We start from the raw sequence: 25,131 nt of genomic DNA on the forward strand, positions 1-25,131 counted from the left end.
AAAAGGGGACTCTATGCAGAGTCCCCTTTTGTATGTTCAAAAAAAATCAAAGAGTTAACTCTGCATATTTTTTGCTTCTATGCTTAATGTTGCGTGTGGCACTAGCTTTAATCGCTCTGGATTAATTAGTTTCCCAGTTACACGGCAAATACCATATGTCTTATTTTCTATACGCAATAAAGCATTTTTTAGATCGCGAACAAATTTTTCCTGTCTGATAGCAAGTTGTGTATTGGCTTCTTTGGACATGGTTTCACTTCCTTCTTCAAAGGCCTTAAAAGTCGGTGAAGTGTCATCTGTACCATTATTTCCATCATTCTTGTACGCACTTCTTAGTAATTCCAAATCTTTTTTAGCCTTTTCTACTTTTTCAAGAATTATCTCCTTGAACATTTCCAAATCTCCATCACTGTACCTTACTTTGATATCATCTGCCATACTCTTAATGTTTTTTAATTACCAATTGGGTTGCAATGTCGTCAAACGCAATTTCTGTACCATTTATTACATCTGATGCAAATTCAATTGATTCTGTTAAGGTTTCATTTTTAATATAATGCTCATTTGTAGCAATTGCATCTTGTATAGCTTTATTTTCTTGAAAAACGATCTCTATCTTATCTGTTACCTCCAGACCGCTATCTTTACGTATGTTCTGTATACGATTAATTAACTCTCTGGCGATCCCTTCTTTTTTAAGTTCGGGACTAATAGTTACATCTAACGCTACCGTTAAAGCTCCAGAATTTGCTACTAACCAACCCTCTATATCTTGCGAGCTGATTTCCACATCATCGATACCTAAAGTAATAATTTTCTTGTTAATTTCTACATCAAACTTACCGGTTTGTTCAAGAATTTTTATACTTTCTTGATCGAACGACTGTATCTTGTTGGCTATCAATTTCATATCTTTTCCGAATCGAGGACCTAAAGTTTTGAAATTTGGCTTGATTTGCTTCACTAATATACCCGAAGCATCATCAATCAACTCAATTTCTTTGACATTTACTTCATTTTTAATCAATTCTGAGATATCATTGATTTCATTTTTCTCTGTTTCATTTAAAACAGGTATCATAATTCGTTGTAATGGCTGTCGAACCTTGATCTTTTCTTTTTGACGTAAAGAAAGTGCCAGCGATGATACTGTTTGCGCCTTTTGCATTTTGTGCTCCAACGCTTTATCTACATAAGACTCATCATACAGCGGGAAATGAGCCAAATGTACACTCTCAAAAGTTTCTTTTGTAGAGTTTAACACCAGATCTTTATACAATCGATCCATAAAGAAAGGCGCTATAGGAGCTCCTAACTTTGCAACTGTCAACATACAAGTATATAAGGTTTGGTAGGCAGATATTTTATCTTTTTGATAATCTCCTTTCCAGTATCTTCTTCTACTAAGACGCACAAACCAGTTACTTAGGTTTTCTTGTACAAAATCTGAAATCGCTCTTGCAGCTTTTGTAGGCTCATACTCATTATAATACTCATCTACATTCTTTATCAAAGAATGTAATTCACTAAGAATCCATCGATCTATCTCTGGGCGCTCTTCTAATGGGATATCGGCTTCTGCATACGTAAAATTATCGATGTTTGCATATAGCGTAAAAAACGAATATGTATTATATAAGGTCCCAAAAAACTTACGACGAACCTCTGCAATACCCTCTGCATCAAATTTTAGGTTATCCCATGGGTTGGCATTACTAATCATATACCATCTGGTAGCATCAGGGCCAAACTCTTTTAACGTTTCAAAAGGATCTACAGCATTGCCCAAACGTTTAGACATTTTTTGTCCATTCTTATCTAACACTAATCCATTTGACACTACATTTTTATAGGCTACATCATCAAAAATCATAGTGCCAATAGCATGCAACGTATAGAACCAACCTCTTGTTTGATCTACCCCTTCTGCAATAAAATCTGCTTTGCGTTCGCCTGCTTCTACTTTTTCTTTATTTTCAAAAGGGTAATGCCATTGCGCATAGGGCATAGATCCAGAATCAAACCAAACGTCTATCAAATCGCTTTCGCGCTTCATTGGTTTTCCAGAAGCAGAAATCAAGGTAATTTTATCCACCACATTTTTATGAAGATCTATTTTATCATAATTCTCTTCACTCATATCTCCCACCACAAAGTCTTCAAAAATATCAGACTCGAGTACTCCAGCTTTTACCGCTTTGTTTATTTCTGTCTTTAGCTCTTCTACAGAACCTATAATTAATTCTTCTTTACCATCTTCTGTTCTCCAGATAGGTAATGGAATTCCCCAAAAACGTGAACGAGACAGGTTCCAGTCATTAGCATTTGCCAGCCAATTACCAAAACGACCTTCTCCGGTAGCTTTTGGTTTCCAATTGATCCCCAAGTTAAGTTCGTGCATACGATCTTTAAAGTCTGTAACCTTAATAAACCAAGAATCAAGAGGATAATATAAAACAGGTTTATCTGTACGCCAACAGTTTGGATAACTGTGCACGTACTTTTCTACCTTAAACGCTTTATTTTCTATTTTTAATTTAATGGCTATTTCTACATCTACCGATTTCTCTGGTGCTTCGCCATCATTGTAATACTCATTTTTAACGTATTTACCAGCAAATTCTCCTACATGTTTTGTGAACTTACCTTGTAAATCTACCAATGGAACTAGGGTATCATTTTCATCCTTAACAAGCATTGGTGGGACTTCTGGAGAAGCCTGTTTGGCAACCATAGCATCATCTGCTCCAAAAGTAGGCGCGGTATGCACAATACCTGTACCATCCTCTGTAGTTACAAAATCACCTGTAATTACTCTAAATGCATTTTCTGGGTTATCATTAGGCTGTACATAATCAATTAACTGCTCATATCTTGACTCTGCTAAATCAGTTCCTTTACATTCTTTTAGAATGAAATACGGTATTTTTTTATCTCCCTGATTATAAGCCTTTATTTCTTCTTCTGTTTCTACTTGCGTGTATTTACCAGCAAATTGCTTTCCTACCAAATTCTTGGCAAGAACTACATTAATCGGTTCAAAAGTATATTGGTTATAGGTTTTTACCACCACATAATCAATTTTTGGTCCTACCGTTAATGCCGTATTCGAAGGTAATGTCCAGGGAGTGGTCGTCCATGCCAAAAAGTAGATACTTCCTTCAATACTCTGTAAAACCGAAGGCAAACTATCTTCTTTAGCTTTAAACTGTGCAACTACTGTAGTATCTGTCACATCCTGATACGTACCTGGCTGATTAAGTTCATGAGAGCTTAACCCTGTACCTGCCTTTGGAGAATAAGGTTGAATTGTATACCCCTTGTATAGCAATCCTTTCTTATATATTTCTGAAAGCAACCACCATACACTCTCCATATACTTAGACTTATAGGTAATATATGGATCTTCCATATTTACCCAATAGCCTATTTTTTGCGTCAAATCATTCCAGATATCGGTATACCTCATCACAGCCTTTTTACAGGCTTTATTATACTCTTCTACTGTAATCTTTTTACCAATATCCTCTTTGGTGATTCCCAGTTCTTTCTCTACACCAAGTTCTATAGGAAGCCCATGTGTATCCCATCCGGCTTTACGCTTTACCTGATACCCTTTTTGAGTTTTATAACGACAAAAAATATCCTTAATAGCACGAGCCATAACGTGATGAATTCCTGGTAATCCATTTGCTGAAGGAGGGCCTTCAAAAAAGACAAACGGTTGCGCTCCTTCACGCTCACTAATACTTTTTTCAAAAATATCGTTCTGTTGCCAGAAATTTAGTATTTCGTCTGCTACTTTAGGTAAGTCAAGTCCTTTATATTCAGGAAACTTCGTGCTCATTTGATCGTTCTTTCTGTTAAGTCTGCGAAAATAAGGATTTTCTAGAAAAAAGAAGCTGTAATTCGAACTGTGATATGAAATAATTGTTAGGAAACTATAAAATTTAACTATCTAAGTTTGCTTTTTTGCACTAAAACACAAAAAAGGTTTACTATCACTTGTTGAACTCATCTCGACTTTTTCTATTTCCTAAAAAATGGTCGAAATTCACCCATATTTCGTTACTTTTCTTACTCGTAGCACTGCTATGATTTTCAAAAAGTGCCTCATCTGGTCAAATTTCAACTTATTTTCGGAAATAGAAAAAGTCAAGATGAGTTCGTTTTAAAAAGCCCTCCTATCCGCTATTGGTGTTTAATTTTTAGTATTTTTAAACATCTATTTGTAACCTAAAATACGCTTGTGCCTGTACAAAAGAAAACTCTCTATTAAAGAAAATTTACTTTATTAGGTTCATAAGCACAAAAAAAATGTTATGTGGGAGAAGAAATTAAAAATTTACGATCAATTAATCGATAAGTGTCCCAGATTTGAAAGAAAGGGCAAAACAATGCCCTATACCTCTGCAAATGGTTATATGTTTTCTTTATTTAATAAAAATGCAGAAATAGGAATTCGATTTTCTAAAGAAGTACAAGAAGCTTATATTCAAAAGTTTGACGCTTCTATTTATAAGTCATATGGCGCCGTAATGAAAGGATATGTTTTAATCCCAGGTTCAATGTTAAAGAATTTAGATACTTTAGCAAAATATCTAAACGAAAGTTATGATTATGTAATGTCACTTGACCCTAAATAACCGTCTTAAAAAGATATGAAGGAACTCCTAGATATCACCCTTATCCAATCTCATTTAGCTTGGGAAAATCCAGTGCAAAACCGCGCTGCTTTTGAAGAAAAAATACGTTCTATATCTCAAAAAACAGATCTGATTGTACTCCCCGAAATGTTTACTACTGGGTTTACAATGCAAGCAAGTAACGTATCAGAAACAATGGATGGAGACACTGTTGAATGGCTAAAGAAGATGGCAAAAGAAAGAGATTGTGCTATCTCGGGAAGCATTATCATACAAGACAATGATAAGTATTACAATCGATTTATTTTTATGTTTCCAGATGGCAAATATACTACCTATGATAAACACCAATTGTTTACATTGGCCAAAGAACATGAAGTTTTTACAGCTGGTCAGAAAGAAGTGATCATCGAATATAAGGGTTGGAAAATAAAACCATTGATTTGCTATGACCTTAGGTTTCCTGTTTGGGCGCGAAACACTTCTGATTATGATATTTTATTATATGTTGCTAGTTGGCCTAAACTTCGTATTAATGCATGGGATGCTTTATTGAAGGCAAGGGCTATAGAAAACATGTGTTATTGTATTGGCGTAAATCGTGTAGGACTAGATGGCAAAGGATATGAGTACAATGGGCACTCTGCAATTTATGACGTACTAGGAAACTCAGTTTTAGAAGAAAACCCAATTGAAAAAGAAACTATATTGCATGCTTCGTTAGATGCGCTTCATGTTAAGAAAACAAGAAATGCCTTACCTTTTCTTGTGGATAAGGATCATTTTGAACTACTCTAATATAAATGTTTGTTTAATTTCCCAATTAGCTCTTACATCTATTTCTTCTGGAAAATACTTAACTTCTTCTGGCTGCATTCCTTTTAAAAAGTTTCCTGCATCCCAAACACCATTTTCATTAGTATCAAAAACTATTCTAATAAAATACTTAGCAGGGTCTAAATGATCAAAAACAATTGTTTCATCACTGATCGCCACTTTTTCGACAACTACTTTTTCATTTTTATCGGTTAGCTGAACCAAAACGGGATAGGCTTTTACGTTCTGAAGTGTTAAGAAAATAGTACCATAATCGGCTAATTTCTTAGTTGCAAATTTAAATTGAACCGTATCATTTACGTTACCGACATAATCCTTTATAGCTTCTGGTAAAAACTCTAATTTATATTTATTTTCTTCAGTTTTTTCAAAAACCAGTTCTGCTTCATTTTTAAATCGATCTAAGGCAATAGTAAAGGGAACATCTAATGTATCTTTATCTGTTAACTTTATAAAATCCTTTTTTATACTATCCAAAGGGGTGTTAGCAGAAAGTATAAAACTTTTATTAAGATCAAGAATTGATTTTGTCTCAGAGTTTAATAGCAAAGAGTCTTTGTACATATCTTTAAATCTGGTTACCAGAGTATCACTGTAATTTTTAGAATTTGTAATTTCAAACACTAATGAATCAGCTTTAAAAAATGGCCTAAACCAGTAACGCAGGGTATCCTTATCTTTAAAAGGAAAAATTCTGGTCTCCAAAGTATCTGGAGCGTCACTTAACAGTCTAATTTTCATACTGTCTTTCTTTCCTTGATAAGGAAAAATTATTTCATTCTTTGAAGCTTGTTTAGGAGTAAAAGCCTTAAAATCTAATACTTCTTTAAACAATTTAAGATCAAAAACTTTTGCAGTATCTTCTGGCAGATTCACAAACTCACTATAAAAACCTATTTTATCCTGTTTCGGTTCAAACAAATAATTACTGGATGCGTCTTTTAAAGCCACCAGCTTATACTTACCTTTTCTAAGGTTATAAAGGTTAAAAGCAGTACTATCCAGCGTATTGGTTATATACCTGGGCACCTCTTTATATAACAAAGAATCAGTATAATTTTCATCAACTTCGTACAATGCAACGGTAATATAGGAGTCAGGTTTTTTTAGAATGGCGTCTGCCACGACTCCTTTTATACTTAAAGAATCTAGAAAATCTCCTGTAGAAAACACATAACTAAAATATGGATATGGGTTTTCTTCATTATTATCTACGATACTTTCTCCAAAATTGATACTATAGGTTGTGTTTTCTAACAAAGTATCCTGAAAATTAATTTTTATATATTTATCAGGTCCTCCTAAGGGTGTAATAGTAGGCTTAGGATCCATAGGGGGGGATATAATTATCTGCTTTTGTGGGTCTTTTAGTTTAATATATTCATCAAAATATATGCGAATTTCTTTTTTATTAAAATTGGTCGAATAATTAGGTGGTAGCGCTTTTATAAAAACGGGGGGGGTCTCATCTTTTGGCCCACCTGTTATAGATCCTTTTTTGGCACAACCAATCACCACAAACAGTGATATTAAAGTAAGTAATACTGTATATATTCTTTTGCTCATAGCGATGCAATAATTTTAGGACACAAAGAAACAACTATATTTAAAAACAAAAAACTTAATCAACCGAGCTCTATTATTAGTTTAAGTTATTTTATTCGATATACCATTTCCAAAACTCATTTCTGTAACGTTACATCCTCCTTTTACTATCAAAAGCCTTGATTATTCTGTTAATGCCATTGTAGCAACACTTATTTTTATACCGGGTATTGATTTTAAAACATCTGCACAAGATTCTATCGTTGCTCCTGTAGTAACAATATCATCCACTAGTAAAATATGTTTGTTACATAATAATGACTCATTTTGTACTTCGAATGTTTCAACCGTATTTATCCAGCGATTGGATCTATCGCGTTTGGATTGTTTCTTATTGTAGGATTTTTTTTTCAAAACAGAATCAATATAAACGGCTTCCAGTTTTTTAGCTATTTCAATACCAAACGTTTCTACCTGATTATATCCTCTTTCTCGTAGTCGTTTTTTATGAAGAGGAACAGGAACAACTATATCGATCACCTTATATTCATTGATTTGAGACAATTCCTGTCCCAACCATTTTCCTAACTCTTCCCCTATCTCTTCTCTACCTCTATACTTTAAATTATGAATTAATTTTTGAACGAGATTGTCCTTCTGAAAAACCAATAAAGAAGTTGCATTTTCAATTTTGGCGCGACCATAAAATACTTTTTCAATTTTTTTTGCGTTTACGTTATGGAAATTCCCCAAAGGAAGAACATGTCTGCATGTAGTGCATATTACTCTTTCATTTTTATATAAGGGAGTATCACAAGCAGCACAGTATTTGGGATAAAATAAGTATATGATGTCTCTTAGCATAATAGTGCAGGGATTAACAACATTAATTATTATATTTAGCAATTAAAATAACCATCAAAACTATAAATTTTAATCTATGACAACTCAAAACAACAACTTGACCCTTAAGATTCTAATAGGTGTTCTAGCTGCGTTATTACTTATTTTAGGTATATTCACCTATAAGTTTTATAACGAAGAGAAGCAAAATAAAGCAATTTTGCAACAGGAAAAAGATCTAATTGAGAGTGAATTAGGGGAATTAATAACAAAATATGATAATGCTATTGCGCTCAACGAAGTAATGGATGATCACTTACTTAAAGCAAAAGAGCGTATTGTAGTATTACTTGATAGTGTAAAAGATAATGATGCCAACCTGGCGCTTATCTCTCGTTATAGAAGAGAAGTAGGTAAACTTAAAAAAGAGCGTGACAGACTATTTAAACTTGCAGATAGCTTAACTACTGCAAATACACAGTTGACAACAGATCTGGATAGTACCTCTACCGCTCTTAACCAAACGATCATTTTATCAGACTCTTTACAAACACAAAATAGCAAGCTTGCAGACATCGTAGAAAGAGGATCTGCTCTTACAGCTTCTAACATAAAAGCCGAAGGAGTACGAGTACGTAACAGTGGTAAAATATCAGGATCTACCAAAGCAAGTAGAGCAGAAAAGGTAAGAGTATGTTTTACACTTTCTCCTAATAAATTAACAGAAAAAGGAGACAAGGATCTTTTTGTACAGGTAATCAATCCTGAAAACAACCTTATCGGTGATAAAATATCTGTAAACTTTGACGATGCAGTACTAACTTATAGTGGTCGTAACAAGGTGTTTTATGAAAATGAAGCATTAGATGTTTGTGTACTGGTTGATGCCGCAGAAGGAGAACTTGTGAAAGGAAACTATGTTGTAAATCTTTTCTCTGGACCAAAAATGATTTCAAACACACAGTTTGAATTAAGATAAATTTTATAAACTATTTTAAAAACCGCTGTATTTTGAGAATACAGCGGTTTTTTTATGCTTTTATTATAAAATATGCACTTGCATTATTAATTGCCAAAATTCACTTTCAATTCATTTAAATTCAATTATTTTTACAGAACGAATTTTTAAGAGTTTATACTGCCCTAAGCATCGTATAAAAAGATAAAAAGAGAATAATTATAATGGCAAATCAAGAAGATAAATTTAAAAAAGTGATTGCTCATGCTAAAGAGTATGGGTATATTTTTGGTTCTAGTGAAATATACGACGGGCTTAGTGCGGTATACGATTATGGCCAAAACGGTGTAGAGCTTAAAAAAAATATTAGAGAATATTGGTGGAAAAGCATGGTAAATATGCATCAGAATATTGTAGGGTTGGATGCCGCTATATTTATGCACCCAACTACCTGGAAAGCTTCTGGCCATGTCGATGCATTTAACGACCCTTTAATCGATAATAAAGACTCTAAAAAAAGATATAGAGCAGATGTTTTGGTTGAGGATTTCAGAGAAAAAATCAATCAAAAAATTGAAAAAGATATTACCAAAGCTAAAAAACGTTTTGGTGATGCTTTTAATGAAGAGGAATTTAGAAGTACCAATGCCAATGTCCTTCGACGACAAAAAGAAATCGATAAAATTACCGCCGAGCTTACCAGAGTTCAGGAAGAAAGTGATCTTGTAGGCTTTAAACAATTAATAGAAGATCTTGGAATAGGTTGCCCAGAATCAGGATCTAAAAACTGGACAGAAGTTCGGCAATTTAACCTAATGTTTGGAACCAAATTAGGAGCCTCTGCAGAATCTGCAACCGACCTATACTTACGTCCAGAAACGGCACAAGGGATTTTTGTCAATTTTTTAAATGTTCAGAAAACCGGCCGTATGAAAATACCTTTTGGTATTGCACAAACGGGGAAAGCGTTTAGAAATGAAATCGTTGCAAGACAGTTTATCTTTAGAATGCGGGAGTTTGAACAAATGGAAATGCAATTTTTTGTACGACCAGGAGAAGAAATGAAATGGTATGAATACTGGAAAGAAACCAGGTTAAACTGGCACATGTCACTAGGGCTGGGTAAAGAAAACTATCGTTTTCACGACCATGATAAACTAGCTCATTATGCCAATGCCGCAGCAGATATCGAATTTAATTTCCCATTTGGTTTTAAAGAATTAGAAGGGATTCACTCGAGAACTGATTTTGACCTTAAAGCACATGAACAACACTCGGGTAAAAAATTACAATTTTTTGACCCAGAGCTTAAAGAAAGCTATGTACCTTATGTAGTAGAAACCTCGGTAGGACTAGACAGAATGTTCCTGGCAGTATTCTCTACTGCCTTGCAAGAAGAACAATTAGAAGATGGAAATAGTAGGGTCGTATTAAAATTACCTGCTGTAATTGCTCCTACAAAAGCAGCTATACTTCCTTTGGTTAAAAAAGATGGTTTACCAGAAATCGCACAACAAATTGTAGATGATTTAAAATGGAAATTTAATGTTGTTTATGATGAAAAAGATGCTATCGGGCGCCGTTACAGAAGACAAGATGCTAATGGAACTCCATTCTGTATTACTATAGATCATGATACTATTAATGATCAAAGCGTTACAGTTAGAGATCGAGATACTATGGAGCAAAAAAGAATACCCATATCAGATCTTAAAACCTTTATTTCTGAAAAAACAGATGCAGAGTATTGGCTAAAGTAATCGCATAATTATACCATAAATCATAAACTAGTTTAAACTTTTTTGATTCATGCGAAAAATGATGATTTTTTGATCAAGTGATTTTTTTTTTTTTGCATTTCATAGCAGTGCTACAAAGTGAGAAAAAGATGAAGATTAAGCGAAAAAGAACATTTTTTATAGCGAATGGAAAAAAGTTTAAACTAGTCCTAATAAATAAAGACTGTTCTAGCGTAAAGACAGTCTTTATTATTTTTGATCCATACAATAACCTTTTGTAAGGTAAAGATTACGTTTTACACAATAAAACCTACACTTTATACAATTCTAAAAAAAGAATCAATAAAACAGTGCTAAATTAACACGCACAATAAATAAGAAAAATCTTACTTGTTATTGAAAATACCGTTAACAAGGGTTTGATATAAGAAAATTATGAATATAGTAATTTAAAGTTTAGTTGTATTTTAGTCAAAAGTTACGATCAATTCGAATAATAAGCCTAAACCCAATGTTAAAAAAACTATTCATTCTATCATTTTTGTTTCATAGCACTTTTGGGTTTTCACAAGATCAAAAACCAATGCTGGCAAACAAGACGACTATAGCGTCTTATATGCGAGAAGTACAACCATTGGCAGGAAGAACTTTACTACTTCCAAAACCAAAAAAAGGCAATATCAATCCTAAAAAAAGAGATGCCAATAAAATTGTTCCAGGAAAAGGATACCCTAGAGGTAAGGATCCATTAGCTACCCTTCAAAAAAGAAAACAAAATACACGAGCAAGTAGACCACCTTCTTTGGTTTTTGAAGTTGCAAGCAGTAATGGATCTCCTACAGATCCCACAGGAGCCATAGGGCCTAATCACTATGTAAGTGCCAAGAATGCTGCTTTTACAATTCATGACAGAAGTGGTAACATTTTGGTGCCTTCCTCTTCATTAGAAAATATATTTCCGGGAGAAAACAAAGGAGACCCTATTGTTTTTTATGACTCTTTTGTAGATAGATTTGTAATTACTCAGTTTTCTGATACCCCAAACGGATTTTTGGTAGCAGTATGCAAGGGTCCAGACCCTGTAAATGATGGTTGGTATACCTACCGATTTAGTACCAGTAGCTTTCCTGATTATACTAAATTTGCTATCTGGTCTGATGGTTATTATGTTACCGCCAATAAGGATCAAAGCACTATAGCCACTAGCGATTTGGTATTTGTTATAGAACGAGAAAAAATGATTGAAGGAGATCCTAATGCAAAAATGATTAGTTTCCCTCTTCCTGGCGCCAGAATAGGAGGTTTTTATAGCCCGGCATCTTTTAATGCTACAGGAAACACGCTCCCTCCTGATGGAGACGCTAGAATCATTTATTATCAAGATGATGAGTGGGAAGGTGTCGATAAAGATATCTTAAAATTATGGAAGATCGACGTAAATTGGATATCTCCCAGTCAGTCTACCATCGTTGAGGCCGAAGAAATTGATGTTACGCCTTTTGACTCAACTTTTGACGGGGGGTTTATAAGCAATCTGCCACAACCAGGAATCAACACTTCAAATATTGATGTTTTACAAGGTGCTGTAATGTATGCAACTAATTACAGACGATTTTGCAGCTACAATGCAGTGGTACTTAATTTTGCTATTGATATCGACACCGACGCCGACAATGTATCGGGAATACGATGGTATGAATTACGTCAAAATGGCGATGGAGCACCCTGGACAGTTTTTCAAGAGGGTACCTACACTTCTCCCGATGGAAAAAGTGCATGGTGTGCCAGTATGGGAATAGATGTATTTGGAAACATAGGCATGGGGTATACCACAATGGGCACCATTAGTACAGGAGCTACTACAGATAGCTTTGCATCTATACGGTATACCGGTAGATTAGTAAGTGATCCATTAGGAACCATGACCTTTGCTGAAGAAACCATTGTCGAAGGAACAGCAAATAGTATTAATGGAGGAAATCGATACGGAGACTATGCCCACCTTGCCATAGATCCTGTAGATGATCAATCATTTTGGCATATCGCAGAGCATTTTTCAAGTATAGGAAATAATGCTAGAAATACTGTAGGTGTTTTTAAAATAGCCGGTACGACAACTTCAGATATTGGTATTACACAAGTTAATGCGCCTGTGGATGCTAATTTTACAACTAGTGAAACCATTACTATTACCATCAAAAATTACAGTACTGTATCCCAAAGCAATATCCCGGTTAGTTACAAAATTAATGAGGCTGCCAGTATTAATGAAATAGTTCCTGGCCCAATACTGCCGTTAGAAACCCTTTCCTATTCTTTTACTACTACGGCAGATCTTAGTACAGAAAAAACATATACTATTACTGTACAAAGTACTCATCCAGGTGATACAAATACAGAAAATGATTGTAGTATTGTTACGGTAAGCAAACTATTTACCAATGATGTTGGTGTAGCAGAATTAATCACTCCCGAATCGGACAGTGGAATTGCTAACACTCTGGAATCTGTTACCATTACCCTATATAATTATGGAACCGCTCCACAAACAAATATTCCTGTTTTTTATACTTTAAACAATGGAAGTCAGGTTAATGAAACCTTTACAGGCACCATAAACCCTCAAGAAGAAGCTACTTATACATTTGTAACTTTGGTAGATGCACAAGGAATAGGAGACTTCGAATTTCTTATCGGAACACAACTAGATGCTGATGAAGACACAGAAAACGACACCATCACGAGAACTATCAATCGAATATTTTGTAAACCCACTTCAAATTGCAATGATTTTGGCGATGGCATTACTTATTTCAAACTATCCAATGTCACCAATCAAAATATCCCTTGCACCAATGGATATGAAGATTTTACCGATAATTTCATAATCAATTTAAGTAGGTCTATAGGAAATTATACTCTAATTGTACAATCAAAAATCGGTAATGATAATGAGAGAATTTCTTTATGGATAGACTTTAATGATGACAATGTTTTTGAAACATCAGAACTATTACTAGACAATCAAATCATTAGTGTGGCCAATGCCAATCAGGAATACTCCTTTACAATTCCAAAAGAGGCACCATTGGGCGAACATATCTTAAGAATACGAGGGGGTGACATTAACCCAAGTCTTGGCGGAGCGTTACTTAATGAACCTTGTGGTTCTATGCGATTTGGCACTACTCATGATTATACGGTAGAAATAGGAGAAAATGATGCTTTAAACTCTGGGTTAATTGTTATTAGCGAACCTAATAATATGTTCACCATTTCTAAAGCAGACGCTGGATCGGCATCAGAAAAAAGGCTTTACATTTTTAATACATTAGGGCAGCTTATTATTTCTAATATTGTAACCAAAGATGCCAACGGCAGGTTTGTATATACCGCTAATATGTCTTTTGCCCAAACCGGCGTATATTTTGTTAGATTAGGCGATGACAGAAAGGATGAAACCACTCCTTTTATTGTTAAGTGACATCTACCAAAAACTATAATCAACTGATTATATAGATGTTAAAAACACCTGTGTTATTTTATCAATTTCGCAGCATTACTTTACTACAATGTTAAGATCGTTACTAAATATTCACTCTTATTAATGTTTTGATAACCTTTAGCTAATAATTCATAAAAATTCTCATAATATATAAACACCCATTCTCGAATACTATTTTCACATTCGACACTTTCACATTTTTTTGAGCAATACATTTGATAGTAAGCAGTTTTACAAAATTTTCATATCTCATAAAAGTGATAATTCCCCTATTAAAAACACTACTTTACTAAAGTAATTTCCGTTATTACATCATCACATTCCCTTAAAATAAGGATAATAATAGCGTAAAGAAATTTACTGTAAAACCGTATTTATTTGTATCAGATTTTGAAAACATACAATGAGAAAATTTTTTACAGTAATAGCACTACTTTTTGTAGGTGCTATTTTTGCGCAAGAAACCGGTACAATTGCTGGTAAATTATTAGACAAAGAATCAGGCAATCAACCTTTACCTTTTGCCAATGTGGTTATAAAGGGAACTACCAAAGGAGCTTCGACTGATTTTGATGGATTATATGAAATTACAGACGTACCTACAGGTACCTATACTATAGAGTTTAGTTTTACAGGATATCAAACTGTAGAAATCCCTAATGTAGTGGTAGAAGCAGATAAAGTAGCGGTGGTAAATGCTACTTTGGGAGCTACCGCAGCAGCACTAGAAGAAGTAGTGATCAAAGTAGTAACTAATCGTGAACGCGAAGAAGCACTATTATTAGAGCAAAAAAAAGCAGTAACAGTTAAAGAAAGTATAGGAGCTGAGCAACTAACCAAGCTTGGAGTATCTGATGCAGCAGGAGCTACTACCAAAATATCAGGAGTTTCAAAAACAGAAGGATCAGGAGATGTATATGTTAGAGGATTAGGAGATAGATATCTATCTACCACTTTAAACGGGCTTCCAGTACCTTCTGATGATATTGAGAAAAAGAACATCGATATGGGATTATTCTCTACCCGATTAATTCAAAATGTAGCGATCAGTAAGACCTTTTCGTCTCAAACATCTGCTGATGCAGCATCGGGTAATATAGACATTACAACAAAAGTACTTTCCAAACGATCTGTAGCTTCTGTTGGGATAAGCACTGGTATTAACACCAATGTAGCAGAAAGCGGTGTATTTGACAATTTTAAAGTTTCTCCAAATAATGAAGATGTATCTGTTGGATATTATAGTGGAAATGGAGCTTCAGAAAATGCACTTACAAACCAAAGCTGGTCACCTGAAACAATCAGCACTCCATTAAACAGAAATGTTTCTTTTACTCTTGGTAAACGAATCAATGACAAATTAAAAGCTTTAGTAACTGCTGGACAGTCAACATCTTTCGAATACAGAGATGGGGTTTTTAGACAGTTTAGATCTAATTTTATCGATGATACCATTCCAGATGCAATCACATGGTCTAAAAAAGTAACTACTTCTGCTCTTGCAAATTTAGAGTATAGTTTAAATGATAATAATGACCTGAAATTAACTTTACTTCATATTAACAAGGTTCAAGATCAGGTATTTGAAGGTGGTAGAGCAGGAACGGCTACTATTTTTGAAGAAACTGACCCTACAGAAGGATTATTCCAATTCATTAGGGATCAAAACATTAAAAAAACTCAACTAAACATTGTTCAGTTACATGGAGACCATGATTTTTCAGAAAAAAATTCTTTGAATTGGTCTATTGGATACAACAATGTTGTTGCTGATGAACCTAATCGTATCAGAAACGAAGTAAACTTTAATAATGATTTAGTTCAATTTGGTCGTACAGGAGGTTTCCAACAACGTAAATCTACTCAAGAAATCATGGACAACGAGCTTAATGGTAGAATTAATGATTTACATAAAATTATTGACGAGGAAAACAAAATATTTAATGTTGATTTCGGAGTAAATTATAGAAACAAAACCAGAGATTTTAGCTCACAGTTTTTTGGTGTAGAAGAAGGCAGTACTAACGATGTAAATCCTGCCTCTATTGATCAGATCAGCGAAGCGATTATTATAAACAACAGCTTAAATTCATTGCTGGAAATAAACACGCTTACAGAAGACACATACGACGGAACATTACAGTCATTGGCTGGGTATGTTAACTTCACAGGGCAATTTGGTAAATTTTCTGCTGAAGCCGGAGTAAGATACCAAAAGGACAACATCGATGTTGACTTTGACGTAAATAACTTTCCCGGACGAATAGGAAGTGTAGAGAAAGAATATAATAGATTTTACCCTTCTGTTAACCTGAAATACGCTTTGAATGAAAAAGTAAGTATCCGACTAGCGAATAGTATCACTACAACCTTACCAGAATTTAAAGAAATTGCTCCGTTTGAATATGTATCTCCTACAGGACAAGTTACTCGCGGTAATCCTGATCTAGAAGCATCTTTGGATTATAATTACGATCTGAAATTCGAATTCTTCCCATCAAACGATCAATTGTTCTCGATTACTGGGTTTCATAAAAACATTAATGATCCTATTAACAAAGTACAAGATAGAGGATCTGCTGGCGTATTCTCATATTTTAACTCTGGAGACAAAGCAACGGTATGGGGTATAGAAGCAGAAGGTAGAGTAAATATTTTAAAGGGAGACTCAATACCTGGTCTTAAACTAAACTTCAATGTCTCTAGAATGTGGCATAAGCAAGATTTAAAAGAACAACGAGACGATCAGGGGAACCTTATTAGAACATTTAGATACAACAACTTAACAGAAGTAGATCTTCAAGGAGCATCTGATTGGATTGTAAATACTTCTTTAAACTTTACAACCAATACCGAAAATCCTTTTGAAGCTACTATTTCGGGTAACTATGCATCAGATAAAGTGTTTGCATTAGGAGCTCCTGAAATTCAAAGTGCAGGTGACGAATTTTATAATGATGCAATTATAGAAAAAGGATTTGTAACACTTGATTTAATAGTAAGTAAACAATTGAATAAACATTTTAAGCTAGGTCTATCAGGGAAAAATTTGGTAAATCCAAAAATTGAGAGAACTCAGCTAATTAAACCTAGTACCACGGGAGTAACTACAGAAGAAACAGTTCGATCGTATACCAGGGGAAGACAAGTAAGTTTAACACTTAGTTATAATTTTTAATTTAAATTCTAAAGCAATGACCAAACATTTAACAAAATTAGCGACTATTCTTGTTGCTTTTAATTTGATCTTCATCGCCAGCTGTAGCAAGGACGATGATGGAGGAACAACTACTCCAACTGACGACAACACAGAATTAACAGGAAATTTAAATGAAGATCTTACATTAGATGCTTCTGTAGATTACAAACTTACCAGTACTTATACTGTAAAAAGTGGTTCTAAATTAACGATTCCTGCTGGAACTTCTATTACTGTTCCTAGCAGTGCTGCTAAATCTTCAGCAAATTCTGACCTTTATATCGTAGTAGAAAAAGGTGCATCTATCGATATTCAAGGTACATCTAGCTTACCTGTTATCATGAAGTCTGAAAGTGGTAAAGCTGGTGACTGGGGAGGTCTGGTTATCTGTGGTAATGCAACTACTACTGAAGGTATCGATGCTACTGCTGAAGTAGGTGGACTTAGATATGGAGGAACAGATGATACTGACAACTCTGGTACTATTAACTACTTAATCATTAGTGATGCGGGTGCTCAAATCAACTCTGAGTCTCAGTTTAACGGATTAACATTATATGCAGTTGGTTCTGGTACGTCGATTACTAACGTAGCTGTATTAAACGGTAAAGATGATGGTATTGAATTCTTTGGTGGAACTGTTTCTGTTACAAATGCCTACATGGAAAACTTGGAAGATGATTCTATCGACTGGACAGAAGGATGGAATGGTACTCTTACCAACACTTATGTATTACATACTATAGATGGATTCTCTACAGCTATTGAAGCAGATGGAGAAAATAAAAATCCTAAAATTGTTGACTTTACTGCTGTTTCTACTACAGGAGGTACTGCTTTACAGTTCAAAAAAGAATCAGGTGCTACAATCACTGGTCTTTCTTTATCTGGATATGATACTTCTATAGACTATAAAGATAATGGTGCTGTTACTAACGTAAAAATTGAGGGAGAAGATTCTAATCCTGATTTATCTTATGTTGCTCCTGCTACTGTAGATGTTGCTGATTTTGCTTGGGTAAAATCAAACAACACTACACAAGAATTTACAGTATTAAAAGGAGAAATCACAGAAACTGTTACTCTTGATGCAACTAAAAGATATCTTTTAGACGGTTCTTACATTGTAAAGTCTGGTGGAAAATTAATCATTCCTGCTGGAACTAAAATCACTGCTAGAGATGGTGGTGTTGAAGTATATATAGCTGTATTAAAAGGAGGAGATATCGAAATTAACGGAACTCCTGAAAATCCAGTTGTAATCTCTTCTGCTAATGAGAAGCCAAAAGGATGGGGTGGTTTAACTATCTGTGGTGATGCTACAACTACTGCTGGTGTTGATGCTACTGCCGAAGTAGGTGGATTTATCTACGGAGGTACTACTGATGGTGATAGTTCTGGTACTATCAAAAACCTAGTAATTATTGGAACAGGTGCTCAAATCAACTCTGAGTCTCAGTACAATGGTATTTCTTTCTACGCGGTAGGATCAGGAACTACTGTAGAAAATATTGCTGTGATCAACGGTGCTGATGACGGTGTTGAATTTTTTGGAGGAACTGTATCTGCCACAAACCTTTACTTAGAAAACAATGAAGATGATGCTGTAGACTGGACAGAAGGGTGGAATGGTACAGTAACTAACACTTACGTATCTCATACTATTGAAGGATTCTCTACTGCTGTAGAAGCTGATGGTGCTAATGAAAACCCTTCATTAGTTAACTTTACTGCCGTTTCTACTACAGGAGGTACTGCCTTACAGTTTAAGAAAACTTCTGGTGCAACATTTACTAACATATCACTATCTGGATATGACACTAATGTTGACATGAAAGATGAAGGTCCTGTTGGCAACGTAATTGTTGACGAAACTCCTTTAACTGCACCTACAGACAATGTATTTAATGGTACTGCTGTAGATGTATCTGGATGGTCTTGGAAAGACGCTCGTCTATAAAAAAAACTCTCAAGTATAACATATAAAAACCCGGGCTACCAAAAGGTAGTCCGGGTTGTGTTTTTACTCTATAAAAGCAACTACTCTTCTTCATTTACAACAATATCATCGGTAAGGTCTTGATTAGTATTGACGTTTCCGTTAAGTCTTCGTTCTACCGATTGATTGTATTGGTTGATCAACGCATTTAGATTGCCCATATAAGTTGCATATTTTGCTTCTCCGTTGGTTTTGGCACGTATAAATATCCAGTAATACTACTTTACATTAAATCTTAACCCTACTGCTTATCGTTATTATTGGAGTATTCTTATATAAAAGAAAATATTCTAAAAAATAGTTTTACAACTCATCAAAGTCTCAGTAATGATAGTAGAATAACAAACAGAATACATAAAATCAGTTACCATCTATAAAGTAGATGGAGGTTTTTATACTATTATAGTTCAACGACCTCTAAACCTTCACCTCTTTCCATTTTCCTTTTCTAAACCAAACAATCCCGATAACCGCAATCAGTACCTCAGCAAAGGTAATGGCCCATAAGACACCATGCACCCCCCAATCAAATATCAACGCTGCCAAATACGCAAACGGTAACTGAAATATCCAAAAACAAAAGAAATTGATAATGGTCGGAGTTTTGGTATCTCCTGCACCATTAAACGATTGGGTAATCACCATCCCATAAGCATAAAAGACATAACCTGCTGCTATAATTCGTAAGCTTAGTGCTCCATAAGAGATGACCTCGCTATCCTCACTAAATATTTTTAGGATTTCCTCTGCAAAAAGCAAATAAAATGCCGATACAAAAAGCATAAACCAGGCGTTGTATTTACCGGTTTTCCAAACGGATTGTTCTGCTCGTTCTGGTTTTTTTGCACCCAGATTCTGCCCTACTAATGTTGCCACCGCATTACTCATCCCCCACGATGGCATCAAGGTAAACATCAATACGCGTATAGCTATAGTATATCCTGCTAATACCTCACTACCAAACTCGGCCATAATACGCATCAAAAACACCCAGCTCGAGGTACCAATAATAAACTGCCCGATACCCCCCAGTGATACTTTGATAAGCCTTAGCATGATTTGCGCTCTAAAAACCATGTCTTTTAAGGTCATTTTAATCTTGCTCCACCCATAAAAAAGAATAAGTAACTGAAACACCACCGCACTACCTCTACCAATGGTGGTAGCAATAGCGGCTCCTTGTACTCCAAAAGCAGGAACGGGTCCCCAACCAAATATAAATATGGGATCCAAAATGATATTGAGCACATTAGAAAATATAAGCACCCGCATCGCTACAGAGGCATCTCCTGCCCCTCGAAATACGGCATTGATCAAAAACAGCAACATAATGGTTACGTTACCCCCTAATAATATCTGGGTATATCGATACCCTTCTTCTACAAGGTCTGGTTCGCCCCCCATAAGCGCCAGGATTTCTTTTGGAAAAAAAATGCCAATAAAACTAATAATCATAGCAATGGCGACTCCCAGAAAAATAGATTGCACCGCAGTTTGCGATGCCCCGTCAAGGTCCTGTTCTCCCACTCTGCGGGCAACAATGGCGGTAACTCCCATACTAAGTCCAATAGCTACTGCATACACTAGTGTAAGTACCGATTCTGTTAAGCCCACTGTAGCAATTGCATTGGCTCCCAGACTCGATACAAAATAAGCATCTACCAAAAAGAAAATGGATTCCATCATCATTTCAAGCACCATCGGTACCGAAAGCATAAACACTGCTTTACGAATACTACCCGAAGTAAATACTTGTTCTTTGCCGTTTATTGCACTTTTAAAAAATGAAAAAAGTCGAGTTATTGTAAGTTTATTTTGAGTCATATGACTATAAAGAATTATAAATTAAAAAAAGAATATGAAAACAGACCTGAAGGTATAATCTTCAAAGTTAAAAGGTTGTCAGGGCGACAATTATGTGGATAATTCTTCTATAACTTCATAATAACCCAAATATCTGGTATTATTTTTGTTTCACAAAACAAAAGTGCAATAGTTTTGATGAATTAACACTGATTATTTTTTATAGAATGTAACACTATAAAATAAGAAAAAACCGCATACGATGTACGTAATAACCGTCAAATCAATCTTTAACAATTAACTAAGTGTTTTTTTTGTTATTTTTTTAATTATTATGTTGTATATTTATTCCCCCGAAATAAATTTTTGTATGAAAAAAATCTACTTACTACTTATATTTATCGGCATTGTTTGTTTTTCGTTTACTACGGAAATGCAAGCACAAGTTGATACGACGGAACGACAAAAATCCTCTAAAATCGAAGGATTGAGAATATACCCAAACCCTTCTACTGGGGATAAGCTATATATTACATCTGAAAAAAACTTAACCAAAACGGTTCGTATTTCTACCGTTTTAGGAGAGCAAATTCTATTTAAAGTTTTGATAGGAAATGAATTAGATATTTCTTCTTTACCTCAGGGTGTTTATGCAATTCAAATTAAAGAAGGCAATCAAAAAGCAACTCGAAAATTTGTCAGGAATTAGCGCTGCTTTATTCTTTTAGCTTTATTTCGCCATATTTCCAATGTTTTTTGGAGGTACACTCTTTATATTTCATACAAAAAGACACCTAAAAGAATTACTTGTTTTTCATACCTTTGTTCAACAAAATTTGTTGAAGACACTTTATGCTAGACGAAACCATTTTTTCTATTCAAAATGATTCTGATTTTGAAGAAATCACATTACGGGTCTTTCGTTACCAATATATAAACAACCCAGTTTATCAACGCTTTTGCAATCTTTTGGGAATTACTAAAACTTCTGTAAAGCAACTCATTGACATTCCTTATTTACCCATTCAATTTTTTAAACAAGAAAAGGTTGTGAGCTCCTATACCCCTAACTATAAAGTTTTTACTAGTAGTGGCACTACAGGAAGCATCACCAGTAAACATTATGTTAGTGACCTTATTTTGTATGAAAAAAGTTTCTTAAAAGGGTTTCAATATTTTTATGGAGAAATTAGTGACTATGTAGTATTAGCACTTTTACCATCTTATTTAGAAAGAGAAGGATCCTCCTTGGTCTATATGGCAGAGCGACTCATTAATGATAGTAATCATAAGGAAAGTGGTTTCTATTTAAATAATAGTAAAGAACTGGTACATACACTTCGGCAATTAATTTCAGAAAATAAAAAAACCCTTTTATTAGGAGTTTCCTTTGCATTACTTGATTTAGCAGAACAATATGATCTTTCTTTACCCCAAAATGTAGTCGTTATGGAAACTGGTGGTATGAAAGGAAAAAGAAAAGAAATGATTCGAGAGGAGCTACATCAACATCTTAAAGATGGCTTAAAAACTTCTCAAATACATAGCGAATATGGTATGACCGAATTACTATCACAAGCCTATTCTAAAAAAGATGGTGTTTTTTACACTCCTCCGTGGATGAAAATTTCGATTAGAAATCCAGAAGACGCTTTATCCCTAATGGGTAATGAAAAAACAGGAGGTATTAACATTATAGATTTGGCCAATATCAATTCCTGTGCTTTTATTGCTACCCAAGATCTTGGAAAAACACATGCTAATAATGGTTTTGAGGTGCTAGGAAGATTTGATCATAGTGATATTAGAGGATGTAATCTTATGGCTCTATAATTATGGAAACAAAAAATAAATTAGGTTGTTTTACATTTCCTGCAATACTATTAATTGCTCTTATAGGAAGTGGTTTACTGCAAAGCCTCCTGCCTTTTTCATTGTTTACATGTTTTGTACTGCTGTTATTTTCGATTTCGTGGGTATTAGGAAAATATCAAACCACCAATAAAAGATTTCGATGGAGATATGTAGGATATAGCACGCTACTAATGATTGTTATTTTTGGCATACGATATCTCTTCAGTACGATTCCAACACATATCAATAATCAGCAATATGATGTTTCAGAAAATATTCATCGTAAAAAAGTTTTTGAAAAAGGAGATTCTATAGTAATGCTTCAACAAACCAGAAAATGGAAGGATAATTATGGAAATTCTTTTACAGGAAATTTTTCTGTTAGAGAACAAGATTATATTAGTTCTAAAAAACAATATGCAAACTATACTCAAAAAAACAGGTTTTCTTCCTGGGGGAAACTCTACCAATATCTAGCTACTACCGACACTCCTAAATTAGATTTAATTATTAAAGAGTTAGCAGTTATAAAAAGTGAAAAGAAACTCAATCAGTTCGAGTTTGCCGAAATGGTAGTAACCTTTATACAAGACATTCGATATTCATTTGTTTTTGAAGCTGCCTGTGCTTCGCCAGAGCAATATGAGGCATCTATTCGAAAGGTCTTAGAAGAATGTAACGAATGTTGTATTGGTGATATCCCATACGGAATCCAAAATCCCATTGGTTTTATGGGTAACCTGAAAGGAGATTGTGATACACGCACTGTCATAATTTATGCTATACTTAGTCATTTTGGATACGAAGTAGCAATCCTTAATAGTGACTATTACAGGCATTCGATACTTGGGCTTCATATTCCTGCAAAAGGACTTTATAAAACATTAAACGGAAAACGATACTATGTTTGGGAAACAACAAACAAGCATTTTACACTAGGAGTACTTCCTAATAATTTTGACAATATAAAACATTGGAATATCGTATTAACTAACACATAAAAAATTATGCAAGCAAAACTATTAACCTTAGCCTTTATCGAAATAGCTTTAGCAATTGTAGTTTCTGTACTCATCTTATTTATATCATTTAAGATTTTACAAAAAGCGTTCTTCAAAAATGACTCGATCAGAAAAGAAAATATGGCTTTTTCGATATTTACTGCGGGCATTATATTATCTGTAGGAATCATTTTGGGAGAAATTATCCCATCGATTACCAATATGGTACGACTTTCTATGTCTGGAGAAAACCAAATTACCTTTATAAAAATCATTCAATATTCGGGTCTTTATCTATTTATTGGATTTCTCTTTGCAATTCTTATTAATACTTCTGTTTTTTTACTTTTCTCGGCACTTACCAAAGGAGTGAATGAATTTAAAGACATTCAACAAAACAACATTGCTTCTTCTATTGTGATAACTGCAACCTTGATTTCGATCACCTTAATTGCAAAAGACAGCATTAGCTTATTAATAAGCGCGTTAGTACCTTATCCAGAAACCACCAACTTTCTATTATAATTACCAGAAATACTAAAAGTGTGTTAAAATTGTAAGGAGCCGTTTTTTCCTCGTCTAAGTAAGTGTTAGTAATAGATTTAGCGTTATGAAAAAATATTTAATCATATTATTTATTGGATTGGGGTTTACCTTATCTGCTCAAAACGAAAATTACAATACTAGCAAGAGTTATGTAGCAAAAGGATATGATGTAACAGAATATTTTAACAAAAAAGCGGTAAAAGGTAGTAATAAGTTTATTGCAACACATGACAATGTAAAATACAAGTTTGCAAGTCAAGAGAATCTGAAAAAGTTTAAAAGCAATCCAAATAAGTATATTCCCCAATATGGAGGTTATTGCGCTTATGCAATCGCTATTAACGGGGAAAAAGTAGATATAAATCCCAATACCTTCGAGATACGGGATGACAAATTGTATTTATTCTATAATTCCTGGGGGATAAATACTTTAAAAAAATGGGAAAAAGAAGATGCTGTGAAATTGAAAAAGAAAGCTGACTCTAAGTGGAAAAAAATTAAGATTTAAAAGTAATGTAGTGTTATTGAAGCTATATTGTAACGCTAAGTTTTTTCAATAATTGATTGGTTAGTTTGACAAAGCCTGCTTAGGATAATCCTATTAGTAGGCTTTGTTTTTTATTAGAAACAAATACACATTCTTCATTTTCAAAACA

Annotated in this window: 17 protein-coding genes; 12 read left to right on the forward strand and 5 right to left on the reverse strand. The window is 34.3% G+C overall.

Annotation, left to right across the window (positions count from 1 at the left end):
• Positions 1–54: 54 nt before the first annotated feature.
• Positions 55–438: a TraR/DksA family transcriptional regulator gene (locus ABW636_RS18620; protein WP_367591583.1), complete on the reverse strand. Its 384-nt coding sequence runs from the start codon at positions 436–438 to the stop codon at positions 55–57.
• A 4-nt stretch (positions 439–442) separates the two neighbouring features.
• On the reverse strand, positions 443–3,847 hold the full coding sequence (gene ileS, locus ABW636_RS18625) for an isoleucine--tRNA ligase (protein ID WP_367591584.1): 3,405 nt from the start codon (positions 3,845–3,847) through the stop codon (positions 443–445).
• 475 nt (positions 3,848–4,322) lie between these two features.
• Here ileS and ABW636_RS18630 point away from each other — a divergent pair, with 475 nt between their 5' ends.
• Complete coding sequence (locus ABW636_RS18630; protein WP_367591585.1) at positions 4,323–4,646, forward strand: hypothetical protein; 324 nt, start codon at positions 4,323–4,325, stop codon at positions 4,644–4,646.
• 15 nt (positions 4,647–4,661) lie between these two features.
• Positions 4,662–5,444, forward strand: a complete 783-nt coding sequence (locus tag ABW636_RS18635; RefSeq protein ID WP_367591586.1) for an amidohydrolase — start codon at positions 4,662–4,664, stop codon at positions 5,442–5,444.
• Here the strand turns inward: ABW636_RS18635 and ABW636_RS18640 are convergent.
• On the reverse strand, positions 5,436–7,049 hold the full coding sequence (locus ABW636_RS18640) for an Ig-like domain-containing domain (RefSeq protein WP_367591587.1): 1,614 nt from the start codon (positions 7,047–7,049) through the stop codon (positions 5,436–5,438). The two genes, ABW636_RS18635 and ABW636_RS18640, sit on opposite strands and share 9 nt — an antisense overlap.
• 162 nt (positions 7,050–7,211) lie before the next feature.
• Positions 7,212–7,892, reverse strand: a complete 681-nt coding sequence (locus ABW636_RS18645; RefSeq protein ID WP_367591588.1) for a ComF family protein — start codon at positions 7,890–7,892, stop codon at positions 7,212–7,214.
• 76 nt (positions 7,893–7,968) lie between these two features.
• Here ABW636_RS18645 and ABW636_RS18650 point away from each other — a divergent pair, with 76 nt between their 5' ends.
• The 5 genes from ABW636_RS18650 (at position 7,969) to ABW636_RS18670 (ending at position 19,232) form a co-directional block, all read left to right on the forward strand.
• Positions 7,969–8,850 (forward strand): DUF8428 domain-containing protein, encoded by an 882-nt coding sequence (locus ABW636_RS18650; RefSeq protein ID WP_367591589.1) that lies wholly within the window; start codon positions 7,969–7,971, stop codon positions 8,848–8,850.
• 203 nt (positions 8,851–9,053) lie between these two features.
• The gene (locus ABW636_RS18655; protein ID WP_367591590.1) at positions 9,054–10,589 is read left to right on the forward strand and encodes a glycine--tRNA ligase; all 1,536 of its coding nucleotides are present in this window, start codon (positions 9,054–9,056) and stop codon (positions 10,587–10,589) included.
• A 490-nt stretch (positions 10,590–11,079) separates the two neighbouring features.
• Positions 11,080–14,052: a GEVED domain-containing protein gene (locus ABW636_RS18660; protein ID WP_367591591.1), complete on the forward strand. Its 2,973-nt coding sequence runs from the start codon at positions 11,080–11,082 to the stop codon at positions 14,050–14,052.
• A gap of 424 nt (positions 14,053–14,476) precedes the next feature.
• Positions 14,477–17,251, forward strand: coding sequence for a TonB-dependent receptor (locus ABW636_RS18665; RefSeq protein ID WP_367591592.1), 2,775 nt, complete (start codon positions 14,477–14,479; stop codon positions 17,249–17,251).
• A gap of 16 nt (positions 17,252–17,267) precedes the next feature.
• Positions 17,268–19,232: a beta-helix domain-containing protein gene (locus tag ABW636_RS18670; protein WP_367591593.1), complete on the forward strand. Its 1,965-nt coding sequence runs from the start codon at positions 17,268–17,270 to the stop codon at positions 19,230–19,232.
• A 456-nt stretch (positions 19,233–19,688) separates the two neighbouring features.
• Here ABW636_RS18670 and ABW636_RS18675 read toward each other — a convergent pair whose 3' ends face one another.
• Entirely contained in the window at positions 19,689–21,095 is a 1,407-nt protein-coding gene (locus ABW636_RS18675; RefSeq protein ID WP_367591594.1) for an MATE family efflux transporter, read from the reverse strand.
• 349 nt (positions 21,096–21,444) lie between these two features.
• Between ABW636_RS18675 and ABW636_RS18680 the strand changes: the two genes are divergently transcribed.
• The 5 genes from ABW636_RS18680 (at position 21,445) to ABW636_RS18700 (ending at position 24,983) form a co-directional block, all read left to right on the forward strand.
• Positions 21,445–21,783 (forward strand): T9SS type A sorting domain-containing protein, encoded by a 339-nt coding sequence (locus tag ABW636_RS18680; RefSeq protein WP_367591595.1) that lies wholly within the window; start codon positions 21,445–21,447, stop codon positions 21,781–21,783.
• A gap of 143 nt (positions 21,784–21,926) precedes the next feature.
• Positions 21,927–22,907, forward strand: a complete 981-nt coding sequence (locus tag ABW636_RS18685; protein WP_367591596.1) for a long-chain-fatty-acid--protein ligase — start codon at positions 21,927–21,929, stop codon at positions 22,905–22,907.
• A 2-nt stretch (positions 22,908–22,909) separates the two neighbouring features.
• Positions 22,910–23,929, forward strand: a complete 1,020-nt coding sequence (locus tag ABW636_RS18690) for a hypothetical protein (RefSeq protein ID WP_367591597.1) — start codon at positions 22,910–22,912, stop codon at positions 23,927–23,929.
• Positions 23,930–23,935: 6 nt separating this feature from the next.
• Complete coding sequence (locus ABW636_RS18695) at positions 23,936–24,454, forward strand: DUF350 domain-containing protein (RefSeq protein WP_367591598.1); 519 nt, start codon at positions 23,936–23,938, stop codon at positions 24,452–24,454.
• 85 nt (positions 24,455–24,539) lie between these two features.
• Positions 24,540–24,983 carry a YHS domain-containing (seleno)protein gene (locus ABW636_RS18700; protein WP_367591599.1) on the forward strand — a complete coding sequence of 148 codons (444 nt, stop codon included), beginning with the start codon at positions 24,540–24,542 and terminating at the stop codon, positions 24,981–24,983.
• The last annotated feature ends 148 nt before the right edge of the window (positions 24,984–25,131 follow it).

This window comes from Aquimarina discodermiae, from assembly GCF_040786235.1.
Classification (GTDB): domain Bacteria; phylum Bacteroidota; class Bacteroidia; order Flavobacteriales; family Flavobacteriaceae; genus Aquimarina.